General features: G+C 73.9%; 10 protein-coding genes. 3 read left to right on the top strand and 7 right to left on the bottom strand.

Annotated features, from left to right (window positions below; genetic code table 11):
- Positions 1–10: 10 nt before the first annotated feature.
- The 3 genes from ABD254_RS05675 to ABD254_RS05665 form a co-directional block, all read right to left on the bottom strand.
- On the bottom strand, positions 11–850 hold the full coding sequence (locus ABD254_RS05675) for a hypothetical protein (RefSeq protein WP_344246471.1): 840 nt from the start codon (positions 848–850) through the stop codon (positions 11–13).
- On the bottom strand, positions 847–1134 hold the full coding sequence (locus ABD254_RS05670) for a hypothetical protein (RefSeq protein WP_344246469.1): 288 nt from the start codon (positions 1132–1134) through the stop codon (positions 847–849). Before ABD254_RS05670 ends, ABD254_RS05675 begins: the two co-directional genes overlap by 4 nt.
- 382 nt (positions 1135–1516) lie before the next feature.
- The gene (locus ABD254_RS05665; RefSeq protein WP_344246468.1) at positions 1517–2020 is read right to left on the bottom strand and encodes a tRNA (cytidine(34)-2'-O)-methyltransferase; all 504 of its coding nucleotides are present in this window, start codon (positions 2018–2020) and stop codon (positions 1517–1519) included.
- A 264-nt stretch (positions 2021–2284) separates the two neighbouring features.
- On the opposite strand from ABD254_RS05665, the gene ABD254_RS05660 reads away from it, so the two are divergent.
- Together ABD254_RS05660 and trpS are read left to right on the top strand one after the other, a co-directional pair.
- Positions 2285–3523, top strand: coding sequence for a hypothetical protein (locus ABD254_RS05660; RefSeq protein WP_344246466.1), 1239 nt, complete (start codon positions 2285–2287; stop codon positions 3521–3523).
- 249 nt (positions 3524–3772) lie between these two features.
- Positions 3773–4897, top strand: a complete 1125-nt coding sequence (gene trpS / locus ABD254_RS05655; RefSeq protein WP_344248506.1) for a tryptophan--tRNA ligase — start codon at positions 3773–3775, stop codon at positions 4895–4897.
- Between the two features lie 103 nt (positions 4898–5000).
- On the opposite strand, the gene ABD254_RS05650 is transcribed toward trpS, so the two are convergent.
- From ABD254_RS05650 to ABD254_RS05640, 3 genes are all read right to left on the bottom strand, one after another.
- Positions 5001–5819 carry an alpha/beta fold hydrolase gene (locus ABD254_RS05650; RefSeq protein WP_344246464.1) on the bottom strand — a complete coding sequence of 273 codons (819 nt, stop codon included), beginning with the start codon at positions 5817–5819 and terminating at the stop codon, positions 5001–5003.
- Between the two features lie 2 nt (positions 5820–5821).
- On the bottom strand, positions 5822–6646 hold the full coding sequence (locus ABD254_RS05645) for an alpha/beta hydrolase (protein ID WP_344246462.1): 825 nt from the start codon (positions 6644–6646) through the stop codon (positions 5822–5824).
- A gap of 113 nt (positions 6647–6759) precedes the next feature.
- The gene (locus ABD254_RS05640) at positions 6760–9510 is read right to left on the bottom strand and encodes an AAA family ATPase (protein ID WP_344246460.1); all 2751 of its coding nucleotides are present in this window, start codon (positions 9508–9510) and stop codon (positions 6760–6762) included.
- 156 nt (positions 9511–9666) lie between these two features.
- Here ABD254_RS05640 and ABD254_RS05635 point away from each other — a divergent pair, with 156 nt between their 5' ends.
- The gene (locus ABD254_RS05635; protein WP_344246458.1) at positions 9667–10206 is read left to right on the top strand and encodes a GNAT family N-acetyltransferase; all 540 of its coding nucleotides are present in this window, start codon (positions 9667–9669) and stop codon (positions 10204–10206) included.
- 81 nt (positions 10207–10287) lie between these two features.
- On the opposite strand, the gene ABD254_RS05630 is transcribed toward ABD254_RS05635, so the two are convergent.
- The gene (locus tag ABD254_RS05630; protein WP_344246457.1) at positions 10288–12231 is read right to left on the bottom strand and encodes a phosphoenolpyruvate carboxykinase (GTP); all 1944 of its coding nucleotides are present in this window, start codon (positions 12229–12231) and stop codon (positions 10288–10290) included.
- Positions 12232–12403: the final 172 nt, after the last annotated feature.

Raw genomic sequence — 12403 nt, 5'->3', positions numbered from 1 at the left:
TTCGGCGGCCTCAGCCGACGATCCGCAGGTCGGTGATCGACCCGGACGCGACGAGCGCGACGTACAGGTCGGTGAGCACGAGCGTGCCGAGCGTGACCCAGGCGAAGAGCATGTGGCGCGTGTTGAGCGCCGAGACCTTGGTCCAGACCCAGTACCGCACCGGGTGCTTCGAGAAGTGCGTGAGCCGGCCGCCCATCACGTGCCGGCACGAGTGGCACGAGACGGTGTAGCACCACAGGAGCGCGACGTTGACCAGCAGGACGAGGTTGCCGACGCCGACGACGAACCCGTCGGTGGGATGGTGGAACGCGACGACGGCGTCGTAGGTGTTGATCAGCGACACCAGCAGCGCCACGTAGAAGAAGTACCGGTGCACGTTCTGCAGGATCAGCGGGAAGCGGGTCTCGCCCGTGTACGTCGCGTGCGGCTCCGGCACCGCGCACGCGGCCGGGGCGGCCCAGATCGACCGGTAGTAGGCCTTGCGGTAGTAGTAGCAGGTCAGCCGGAACCCGAGGAGGAACGGCAGGCTCAGCGCCGCGTACGGGATGAGCGGGTTGTCGGGCAGGAACATCCCGAAGTGCGCGGAACCCGGCTCCGACGCGCACCCGAGGGACACGCACGGCGAGTAGAACGGCGTGAGGTACCGCTCGTCCGCGAAGAAGTACTGCTGCTGGAACGCCCGGAAGCCGCCGTAGGCGAGGAACGTCAGCAGCCCGAGGGTCGTGGCGGCCGGCGACAGCCACCACCGGTCCAGGCGCAGCGTCCCCGAGCCGATCGACGCACGGCCGGGGCTGTGGACCCCGCGCGCGCCGACGTCCCGCCAGCCGGGACCGCGCGCCGTCGTCGTCACGACCGGGAGCCGTGGTAGCCGCCGACCCCTTCGTCGTCGGCGTCGTCCTTCCACATCGCCTCGTCGAGGGGCGTGTCGGGGACGACGACGTGCTCGGGCAGACCGCCCGGGTGCGGGGCCGGCGTGGCCCCCTCGAGCTCGCCGGCGTCGATCTCCAGCCGTTCGAGGTCGTTCACGAGCCTTCGCACCTCGGGGCCGTCGCCGAAGGTGTCGTGCACCTCGGCGACGCTGCGGCGCAGCTGCTCGATCGAGCGGCGGAGCGCCGCCAGCTCAGTGGTCGTCACGGGACACCTCCTCGCGGGCGTGCCCCACGTCGGTGTGAGGCACGTCACTGCCGAGGATGCCGCGAATGCTCCGGCCGGGCAACACGACGCGCGCGGCCGCCCTTCGCGACGAACACCGTGCACAGGGAGGACGGGACGACCTTCGAGCCTGGCCGCCGGCCGTTCTCTCGCGTCGACGTAGTGCCTGGTGGTACTTCCCAAGCCTGAAGGGACACCAGGTGCTACGTCGGCCGGGGCACACGGTCCGCGGCGTGCTCGCGCGGAACCTGACCGACGGCGCCCGCAGCTGGAGCGCTGTCCCAGCACGGCACCGGCGCAACGGACAGGCAGCACTACGGGTGCTCGCCGTGAGATTCCCGGTCACCGTGATTCCCGGTCACCGTCACGACGTGCCGGGGAAGCCCGCCTGCCGCCACGCCTCGTAGAGGGCGATCGACGCGGCGTTGGTGAGGTTGAGCGACCGGCGCCCGGGGAGCATCGGGATCTTCACCTGGTCGGTGATGCGGGGGTGGGCGAGTGCGTCGTCCGGCAGCCCGGTGGGCTCGGGGCCGAAGAGCAGCACGTCGCCGGGCCGGTACGCGACGTCGGTGTACGACGTCGTCGCGTGCGCGGTGAACGCGAACACCCGGGCGCCCGACAGGGCGTCGAGGGCGGCGTCGAACGACGGGTGCACGTCCATCACGGCCAGGTCGTGGTAGTCGAGGCCGGCCCGCTTGAGCTTGGCCTCCGACAGGTCGAAGCCCAGCGGCTCCACCAGGTGCAGCCGGGCGCCCGTCACCGCCGCGAGCCGGATCGCCGACCCGGTGTTGCCGGGGATGCGCGGCTCGAAATAGACGACGTGGGCGAACGGAGCGGGCGGCGGCGCGGGCCGGTCAGGCGTGGGCACGACGCCGATTCTCCCACCCGATCGGCCCTGGAGGTTCCGAGAGGTCGCGTCCGACAGCCACGGGAGTTTGCGGCCACCGGCACGAATTCCACCCCGGCGGTCCGCCGCACGCTTGCGCCCTGTAGCAGCTCGGTGAAGCGCTTTTATCACCCGCCGAGCCGCAGGAGAACTACTTCCTGAACAACATCGCTGGGGCTACCGTCGGGGTATAGGTGCATCCGTTGCGGCAGGGTCGTCCAAGAGGCCGTTCCAAGGGGCAATGCGATGAGCGAACAACCCAGCAATGGGACCACCTCCTTCCCGTGGAGCACGATCGACGGGCCCAAGCCGCGCAAACGGATCTGGGTGCCGCACCTGGACTCGGAGCTCCGGTCGCTGTGGCTTCGCGTGGACATGGCGCTGGCGCGGGACGAACGCGCGCAGGAGAAGAGCCGGACGGGCACCAGGCAGGACGCAGGCATCGACCAGTCCCACCCGCTTGCCGAGAATCAGGTCCTGGCCGAGGGCGTCAAGGACCTGATCACCCGGGCCGTGCGCGCGGCTCATCGGCGCGATCCTGTCCCCGGGCGATTCGTCAACTGGTGGCGGGGGACCCTCGTCGAGCAGGCCTACCGCAATCTCCACGCGGCGCGCGTGCAGATGGTCGATCTCATGTCCGAGGACGAGCTGGACGCGGAAATTCCGGGTGTGGTCGCGCGCGTCCATTCGACGCTCCTTCCCGGGGACGCGCGCCGCGTCAGCCAGCACGACCTCTACTCGCTGGGACTCCCGCAGCGCCGCGCCTGGACTCGACGGCTGATGGAGGACGGTTACGAATCGCTCGACATGCAACATGCGAGGCTTCGTAACTTCCGAAACATCGTGCTGAGTGCTGCATTCGTCGTCATCGTCCTCACCGGCGCGACCATGACGTACGTCGTCAGCAACCCGACGGACGTACCGCTCTGTTTCTCGGCCGAGCAGACGGACTCCGCGGAACCGCAGCCGGCCGAGGACGGGAACGATCTTCTCAACTGTCCGACCGGAGCCAACGTGCCCGAAGCGTTGCCGAACGACGTCGTCGTGGTCGCCCTCATGGGTCTGTTGGGCGGAACGGTGACAGCCGTGATCTCGATCCGGAAGCTGGGCGGCTCGGCCGGGGCCTACGACGTCCCGGTGGCGTTGGCGTGGCTCAAGGTTCCACTGGGCGCGATCACCGCGATCTTGGGGATCCTGGCCGTGCGCGGGCAGTTCGTTCCCGGTCTCTCCCGCCTTGACTCTCAGGACCAGATCCTTGCGTACGCGCTGCTCTTCGGCTTTGCGCAGCAGGCCCTCACCACTGTGCTGGACAAGAAGGCCGGCACCCTGGTGGATGCGCTGCCGACGAATTCCTCTCAGGCCGGAGGAAGAGCCACAGCCTCGGTGCTGTTCAGCGATCAGGCAAGAGAAGATGGGGATCAGGACGCGCCGGCCGACAAGGTGCGGCCGGTGAACAACCGAAGGAAGGGCTCGACGCGGTCGTAGCGCGAGAGCCCGGGCGACCACCAGGGCCGATGTCGACGCGTTGCGGCAGTAGGGTGGTCGGCATGCTGAAGCGCAACGACTGGTGGCGGCTGCACCCGCAGCCGTGACCTGACGCGCCCACGCCACCACGTCCCGAGCTGCCCGCCGCAGCCCGGGACGTCTCTGTGTCCGGCCACGGGTCGCGCGCCGGGCGGCATCCCGCGAAGGAGCCGCACCATGACCAGCCTCACCACCCCGACCCCCTCGACCATGTCGTCCGGCACCCCGTCCGCCAGTCCGCCCGTCCCGCCGACGTCGTCCGGCGAGACCGCGAGCGTCGCCGCCGCCCGGGCGCGCACCGCCGGCCTGGAGGCGGAGATCGCCCGCGACCCCGGCCGTTTCCGCGTGCTCACCGGGGACCGACCCACCGGCGCGCTGCACCTCGGCCACCTGCTGGGCACGCTCGACAACCGGGTCCGGCTGCAGCGGGCAGGCGTCGAGGTCGTGCTCGTCGTCGCCGACTACCAGGTCATCACCGACCGCGACGACGCCGGCGACCTGCCCGGCACGGTCCGCGAGGTCGTGCTCGACTACCTGGCTGCCGGCATCGACCCGGACCGGTCGACCGTCTTCACGCACTCGGCCGTCCCGGCCCTGAACCAGCTCCTCCTGCCGTTCCTGTCGCTGGTCACCGTGGCCGAGCTCGAGCGGAACCCGACCGTCAAGGCGGAGGCGGCCGACGCGGCCCGCCGGCAGGGACGCGGGATGTCGGGGCTGTTGTTCACCTACCCGGTGCACCAGGCCGCCGACATCCTGTTCTGCCACGGCAACCTCGTCCCGGTGGGCCAGGACCAGCTGCCGCACCTGGAGGCCACGCGCACGGTCGCGCGCCGGTTCAACCAGCGGTTCGCCGCCGCGCGGCCGTACTTCCCCGAGCCGGAGGCGCTGCTCACGTCCGCGCCCGTGGTGCTCGGGAACGACGGCGCCAAGATGTCGAAGTCGCGCGGCAACGCGCTCGAACTGCGCGCGACGGACGACGACACGGCGGCCTTCGTGCGCCTGGCGAAGACGGACTCGCAGCGGCACATCACCTTCGAGCCCGAGGCCCGGCCGGAGGTCGCGAACCTGCTGACCCTCGGTGCCCACTTCGCCGGCACGACGCCGGGCCTGCTCGCCGAGCAGGTCGGCGCGGCGGGGGCCGGGCGGCTCAAGCAGGTGGTCACCGAGGCGCTCGTCGAGGGGCTGCGACCGCTGCGCGCGCGGCGCCGCGAACTCGCGGCGGACGGCCCCGCCGTCGTCGCCGACGTCCTCGCGCGCGGCAACGCCCGCGCGAACGCCGTGGCCGACCGGACGCTCGCCGACGTGCGCGCGCTCCTGGGCACGGTCTACGCCTGAGCCGCCCTGAACCCGTCGGTGACGGCAACCCGTCGGTCGAGCCTGTCGAGATCACGACCAGCATCTCGACAGGCCCGACCGTCGGGCTTCCACGAGCAGAGGGTCAGCCGATCCAGCCCACGAGGTCCTTGGTGAACTCGTCCTCGTACGCGCCGACGATCCCGTGCGACGCGCCGGGGTAGACCTTGAGCGTCGCGTCCGCGATGATCTGCGCCGAGCGCAGCCCGGCCGCAGCGATCGGCACGATCTGGTCGTCGTCGCCGTGCGCGACGAGCACCGGGACGTCGATCTTGCGCAGGTCGGCCGTGTAGTCGACCTCCGAGAACTGCGCGATGCAGTCGTACGCGGGCTTGAGCCCGGCCTGCATGGACAGCCGCCAGAACTGGTCGAGCGCACCCTGCGAGACCTGGGCGCCCTCGCGGTTCGCGCCGAAGAACGGCACGGCGAGCTCGCGGTAGTACTGCGCGCGGTCCGTCCGCACGCCCTCGCGGATGCCGTCGAAGACCTCGATCGGCGTGCCCTCGGGGTTGTCGTCGGTACGCACCATGAGCGGCGGGACGGCGCCGACCAGCACGGCCTTGCGCACCCGCGCCGACCCGTGCCGGGCCAGGTAGTGCGCCACCTCGCCGCCGCCGGTCGAGTGCCCGACGAGCACGACGTCCGTCAGGTCGAGGGCGTCGAGCACCGCGGCGAGGTCGTCGGCGTAGTGGTCCATGTCGTTGCCGTCGGCGGTCTGGGTGGAGCGGCCGTGGCCGCGCCGGTCGTGCGCGACGGCGCGGAAGCCGGCGTCGACGACCGCCATCATCTGGCGGTCCCAGGCGTCGGCGTTGAGCGGCCAGCCGTGTGAGAACACGACCGGGCTGCCGGTGCCCCAGTCCTTGTAGAAGATCTCGACGTCGTCGGTCGTGGTGATGAACGGCATGGTCACAGCTCCTTGGTGGTGAGGGTGTCCTTGAGCCACGCGAGCGTGGCGTCCGCGACCTCGGCCCAGCCGTGGTCGACGGTGAGCGAGTGCCCGCGGTCCGGGAACTCGATCAGGTCGGTGACCGCAGCGGAGTGCTTGCGGTAGATCTTCGCGGACGTCCGCGTGAGCGACACCGGTGCGGTGTGGTCCATCCCGCCACCGACGAACAGCAGCGGCCCGCGGTCCGCGCGGTGCGTGTCGACCCGCGCCGGCGAGCCGGGCAGCAGGTTGGCGGTCGCGTCCTCGAACAGCGGCCGCCCGGGCGACGGGATCGTCCACTGGTCGTACAGGGCGGCCGCCTCCTCGTCCGACAGCTCGTTGGCGAACCCGTACCGGAACTCCTCCGGCGTGAGCGACACCGAGCCCTTGAAATGCGCGGGGTTCTTGAGCGCGACGGCCGCGACCCGCAGCGAGCTCGGGGGCAGCAGGATGTTGCCGCGCATCGGCGCCGGGTCGATCGCGACGGCCGCGGCCGCTCGCCCCTCGGTGAGCAGGCGCTGGGCGATCAGCCCGCCGAACGAGTGGCCGACGACGACGGGCGGCTCGTCCAGGGCGTCGATGAACGCGGCGTAGTGCGCGACGACGTCGTCGATCCCGTAGCCGCCCGCGCGGTCGGGGTTTGCCCGGGCCTCGGCGACGGTGGGCGAGTCGCCCGGCCAGCCCGGGTTGTGGGGGGCGTAGCCCGCCTCGGCGAAGCGGTCGGTCCACGGAGTCCACGAGTCGGCGTGGAGCCACAGGCCGTGGACGAACACCACGGGCCTGCGGGGGATGCTGGACTCGGTCATGATGGCGGCTCCCGTCGGAGGGGGTGGGAGACCACCGTCGCCCGGGCGGGGCCGCGACCGCTTCTGTCAGATGACTGGTCGTGCGCCCGGTCGGCCGGTCGCCGGGCCGCGCGTCAGGAGCGGCCCGCCTCCACGACGTCGCGCAGCTGGGCGCGCGACGAGACCCCCAGCACGGGGAACACCCGGTACAGGTGGAACCCGACCGTGCGCGGCGACAGGAAGAGGTGCTCCGCGATCTCGCGGTTGGTGCGCCCCTGCGCCGCCAGGTGCACGATGCGGCGCTGCTGGGGCGTGAGCGCGGCGAGCGGGTCCGGGACCCGGTCGGCGACCTTGACGCCCGCCGCGCGCAGCTCGGCGGTGGCCCGCTCGGCGAACGGGGCCGCGCCCAGGCGCAGGAACGTCTCGAGCGCCGCGCTGAGCTCGGTGCGGGCGCGGCTCACCTGACGCGACCGGCGCAGCCGCTCGCCGAGGTCGAGCCGCACCAGCGCCCGCTCGAACGGCCAGGTGGCGCTCGCGGGGTCGGCCAGCGCGGCGCGGTAGTGGCGCTCGGCGTCGTCGCCGCCCGAGAGCAGCGCGCGGGCGTGGTGCACGATCGCGGTGACGCGCGGTCCGGGCTCCGCGCCGACGTGCGCCGCCGCGGCCTCGACCACGCGGGCGGCGTCGGCGGCGCGGTCGCTGCGGACGGCCGCGCCGGCCAGCATTGCGAGCGAGTGCACCGACGAGTGGCGGTGCACCGGCGCGCCGTCGTCGTCGAACCCGCGCCGCAGCAGGTCGTAGGCGCCCTCGGGGTCGCCGTCCGCGAGCGCCGCGAGGCCGAGCGTCAGCCGGGCCCGGACGCCGACGGCGCGGGTGATGTCCGGGTCGAGGGCCTCGAGCGCCGCACGCGCCAGCGAGCGGGCCTCGTCGGTGCGGCCCCGGTAGGCGGCGAGCTGGGCGGTGGTGACCTGGGCCGCGGCGCGCACCACGGGCATGCCCGTCTCCTCGGCGACCCGGATCGCGTCCTCGGCCCCGGCCTGCGCGTCGTCCCAGCGCCCGAGCTCCAGGCGCGCGTACGCGAGGGTGGAGGACACCAGGGCGTTGGTCCCCTCCGTGGGGCCGTCGGCGAACAGGTCCAGCAGGCGCCCGAGGAGCCGCTCGGCCAGCCGGGTCTCGTCGAGCACCCACGCGGCGCCGCCGAGCACGTTGAGCTCGCGGATGCCGAGCTCGCCGTGGACCCGCAACGCGCGGTCGAGGGCGGCCCGCGACGCGGGGTCGAAGGGCGCGACGGAGCCCAGCACCCACGCCACCGCGGGGTCGTCGTCCACGAGCTCCGCCGACCCCGCGGCGGCCAGGGCGTCCCCGACGTCGTCGAGCAGCGCGTCGTCGCCGGCGTTGTACGCGGCGACGGCCGCGGGCGTGAGCGCGGCGACGGCGAGCCCCGGGTCGACGTCCGCGACCCTGCGCGCGAGCGCCGTGAGCCGCCCGACGGCGTCGGCGTGCCGGTTCGTGGACGCGATCGCCCAGCCGGCGTAGAGGTCGGCCTCCAGCCGGGCGGGCTCGTCGGTCGCGGTGACACCGGCGCGCGCGGCGAGCCGCTCGACCCAGGCGGTGCGGCCGGTGAACATCGCCGCGGGCGCGGCCAGGAGGTACCGGCGGGTCGCGGCCCCGGGGTCGGGGGACAGGTCGCCGGCCCGCTCGAGCGCGCGGGCGGCCGCGACCCAGCCGCCGCGCTCCCGGGCGCGGTCGGCCGTGGCCTCGAGCGCGGCCGCGGCGTCGCCGTCGGGCCCGACCGCCGCGGCGGCGAGGTGCCACGCGTGCCGGTCCGGGTCGGGCGAGGCCTCGGCGAGGGCGAGGTGAGCGCCGCGCCGCGCCGCCAGCGGCGCGGAGTCGTAGACGGCGCCCCGGGCCAGCGGGTGGCGGAACCGCACCCGGTCGCCGTCGAGGTGCACGAGCCCGGCCTCCTCGGCCGGAGCCCAGGTGATGAGAGCATCGGCGGCGGCGCGTGCGTCGTCCGGGACGTCATCGGGGTCGCCCGCGGGCCGGGCGGCAGCGAGGACGACCGAGAGGTCGTCGGCGTCGGCCGCCGCCGCGAGCAGCAGCGCGTGCCGCGTCTCGGGCGGCAGCGCGGGAAGGCGGGCGGCGAACGCGCGCTGCACGCGCGCGGTCACGGCGTCCGCGCCCGTCCCGTCGCCCGTCGTGCCGGCCGGCGTCGCGCCGGGCCTCGACAGCTCGACGAGCGCGAGCGGGTTGCCGGCGGCGTGGTGCAGCACCGCCGGCCGCTCGTGCGCGGCGGGCGGCGCGGGCTGCCGGTCGAGGAGGCGGCCGGCGTCCTGGTCGCCGAGCGGAGCCAGCTCCAGCGCCGGGAGCCCGGCGGGGGCCGCCTCGGGTCGGGTCGCGAGAAGGAGGCCGGTCCGGCCGTCGCCGTCGACGAGCCGCCGCGCGCAGAACAGGACCACGTCGCGGCTCGCGTCGTCGAACCACTGCAGGTCGTCCACGACGACCAGCGCCCCGGGCTCCGGCAGGTCGCTCACCAGCGTGAGGACGCCGGCCGCCAGGTGCAGCCGGTCCGGCACGGGCGCGTCGTCGAGCAGGCCGAAGGCGCCGCCGACGGCCCGGCGCTGCGGGCGGGGCAGTCGGTCCAGGCGGTCGAGGCACGGGCGCAGCAGCTGGTGCAGGGCCCCGAAGGCGAGCTCGCGCTCGCCGACGGCGCCGCGGGCCGTGAGCACGGTGCGTCCGGCGTCGCGCGCGGTGCTCATCGCGTGCCGCGCGAGCGTCGTCTTGCCGAGCCCCGGGTCCCCGACGAGGACGAGCACCCCGGCGCCGCCCGCCGCCGCGAGCTCGGTGACCCGGCCCAGCTCGGCGTGGCGCCCGACGATGTGTTCCACGGTCTCTCCCGTCGTGACGGCACGGGGACGCCGCGGGCGGGGTGTCGATACCGGCGCGGGCCCCCCTCGGCGAGGCCACGATACCGGCGCGGGCCGTCCTCGGCGGGGCGCGCGGGCTACCGTGGGCGGGTCGTCGATTCCGGCCCGGGGGCGCCGATGCTGACCTTCCGCCGTACGCGTCGCGGCGACCTGCCGCAGATCCAGACGTGGCTGCGCCGGCCGCACGTCGCGCGGTACTGGGCGCACGACACGTCCGACGCGGCCGTCGAGCGCGACTTCGCCGGGAGCTTCCTGGGCACGGAGCCGTCCGAGGACTTCGTGGTGTCGGACGACGGCGCCCCCGTGGGCTTCATCCAGCGCTGCCGGATCCACGACTACGCCGACGAGGAGCGCGAGCTCATCGCGCTGGTGGACGTGCCCGTGGACGCCCTGACGATCGACTACTTCGTCGGCGAGCCCGACCGGGTCGGCCAGGGCCTCGGCACGCGCATGATCCGCGAGTTCACCGCGACCTGCTGGCGGGACCACCCGGGGGCGACGACGATCGTCGTGCCCGTGGTCACGGGCAACGCCGCGTCGTGGGGGGCCCTGCGCTCGGCCGGGTTCCGGTGGGTGGCCACGGGCTGGTTGCCGCCGGACAACCCGGTCGACGACGGCCAGCACCACGTGTACCGCCTGGACCGCCCCGTCGGGTGACGCCGACGGGGCGGTCGCAGGCGGGAGGGTTCCGGGCCCGCCGGTGCCTCTCCGGCGGGCCCGAGATCGGGACGGCGCGCGTCAGGCGCCGGTGCCGAGGCCGTCGAGCCGCTCCTTGAGCCGGGAGAGCTGGGCCCACAGCTGCTGCGGCACCCGGCCGGAGAACGTCTCGAAGAACTCGGCGGTCAGGTCGGCCTCGGCCTTCCACGGCCCGGCGGGCACGTCGAAGAGCGCGGCCAGGTCGTCGTCGGACAGCTCGAGGCCGTCCGTGTTCAGGGCGCCCGGTGCGGGCAGCAGCCCGACGGGGGAGTGCACGGCGCCGGCGTCGGTGCGCAGCCCGCGGGACCGGTCGACCTGCGTGACGATCCACTCGACCACGCGCGAGTTCTCGCCGAAACCGGGCCACAGGAACTTTCCGTCCTCGCCCTTGCGGAACCAGTTGACCTGGAAGACCTTGGGCCGCTTGTCGGCGTCGATCCCCTTGCCGACGCGCAGCCAGTGCGCCCAGTGGTCGGCCATGTTGTAGCCGCAGAAGGGCAGCATCGCGAAGGGGTCGCGGCGCAGCTCGCCGACGGCCCCCTCGGCGGCGGCGGTGCGCTCGGAGCTGATGGTCGCGCCCATGAAGACGCCGTGCTCCCAGCTCAGCGCCTGCGCCACGAGCGGCACGTTGCTGGCGCGCCGGCCGCCGAACACGATCGCGTCCAGCGGCACGCCGTCCGGGTCCTCCCAGGAGTCCGCGATGGACGGGCACTGGGCGGCCGCCACGGTGAACCGCGAGTTCGGGTGCGCGGCGGGGGTCTCGGAGCCGGGCGTCCAGTCGTTCCCCTGCCAGTCCACGAGGTGCGCCGGCGGCTCGGGCGTGAGGCCCTCCCACCAGACGTCGCCGTCGTCGGTCAGGGCGACGTTGGTGAAGACGACGTCGTGGGACAGGGTGTCGATCGCGGTGGGGTTCGTCTCGACGCCGGTGCCGGGAGCGACGCCGAAGAAGCCGGCCTCGGGGTTGATCGCCCGCAGACGGCCGTCCGGGCCGGGGCGCATCCACACGATGTCGTCGCCGAGGGTCTCGACCCTCCAGCCGGGGATCGTCGGGCGCAGCATCGCGAGGTTCGTCTTGCCGCACGCGCTGGGGAACGCCGCGGCGAGGTGGTAGCGGCGGCCCTCGGGCGACGTCGCACGGATGAGGAGCATGTGCTCGGCGAGCCAGCCCTCGTCGCGCGCCATCGCCGACGCGATGCGCAGCGCGAAGCACTTCTTGCCCAGCAGCGCGTTGCCGCCGTAGCCCGACCCGTACGACCAGATCTCGCGCGTCTGGGGGTAGTGGACGATGTACTTCGTGTCGTTGCAGGGCCACGGCACGTCCGCCTCGCCGTCGGCCAGCGGCGCGCCCACCGAGTGCACGGCCGGCACCCACTGCCGCCCGGCGTCGATCAGGTCCATGACCTCGGGGGAGACCCGGGTCATGACGTGCATGGAGACGACGACGTACGGCGAGTCCGTGATCTCGATGCCGACCTGCGAGATGGGCCCGCCGACCGGCCCCATCGAGAACGGCACCACGTACAGGGTGCGGCCACGCATCGACCCCGCGAAGACGCGGCGCAGCTCGGCGCGCATCGCGACCGGGGACCGCCAGTTGTTGGTGGGGCCGGCGTCGACCTCGCGCTCGGAGCAGATGAACGTGCGCGACTCCACGCGCGCGACGTCCGACGGGTCCGAGCGGGCGAGGTAGGAGTTCGGCCGCTTGGCCTCGTCGAGCTTGATCAGCGTCCCGGCCTCGACCATCCCGTCGAGCAGCCGCTGCTTCTCCGCCGCGGACCCGTCGCACCACACCACCTCGTCCGGCTGGGTGAGCGCCGCGATCTCGTCGACCCAGGCCCGGGCGTCGCGCTGGCCGGCCGGCGCGGCGGCCTGCTCGGAGGCCCGCTCGGGGCCGGCCGGGGCTCCCGCGGCCTCGCGCTGGACGACGTCGGGGGCCAGCGCGGCGATCGCGAGCCGGGTGCGGCGGGGGTTCGCGGTGAAGGTCATGTCGTGCTCCGTCCGTCGGCGTGGCCCCGGCCGCGGCGCGCGGCGGGCCCTGCTTCCACCATGGCCCCTCCGGCCGCGCTCTTCCCAGGAATCCAGCCGTGAAGATTCGACGATCTTCACGTAGCGTGAAGCCATGGCTCCGCGCGACTCCTCGTCGAGAACGGGATCTCGT

It is taken from the genome of Isoptericola hypogeus (assembly GCF_039531145.1).
Taxonomy (GTDB): domain Bacteria; phylum Actinomycetota; class Actinomycetes; order Actinomycetales; family Cellulomonadaceae; genus Isoptericola; species Isoptericola hypogeus.
Note: the sequence above shows the minus strand (reverse complement) of the source record. Positions and strands in the feature narration are given on the sequence as shown.

Bases quoted from the DNA above. Each gene is read 5' to 3' on its own strand.
- ABD254_RS05650 (WP_344246464.1), bottom strand. From the start codon at position 5,819: ATGCCGTTCATCACCACGACCGACGACGTCGAGATCTTCTACAAGGAC.
- ABD254_RS05660 (WP_344246466.1), top strand. From the start codon at position 2,285: ATGAGCGAACAACCCAGCAATGGGACCACCTCCTTCCCGTGGAGCACG.
- trpS (WP_344248506.1), top strand. From the start codon at position 3,773: ATGTCGTCCGGCACCCCGTCCGCCAGTCCGCCCGTCCCGCCGACGTCG.
- ABD254_RS05635 (WP_344246458.1), top strand. From the start codon at position 9,667: ATGCTGACCTTCCGCCGTACGCGTCGCGGCGACCTGCCGCAGATCCAG.
- ABD254_RS05630 (WP_344246457.1), bottom strand. From the start codon at position 12,231: ATGACCTTCACCGCGAACCCCCGCCGCACCCGGCTCGCGATCGCCGCG.
- ABD254_RS05645 (WP_344246462.1), bottom strand. From the start codon at position 6,646: ATGACCGAGTCCAGCATCCCCCGCAGGCCCGTGGTGTTCGTCCACGGC.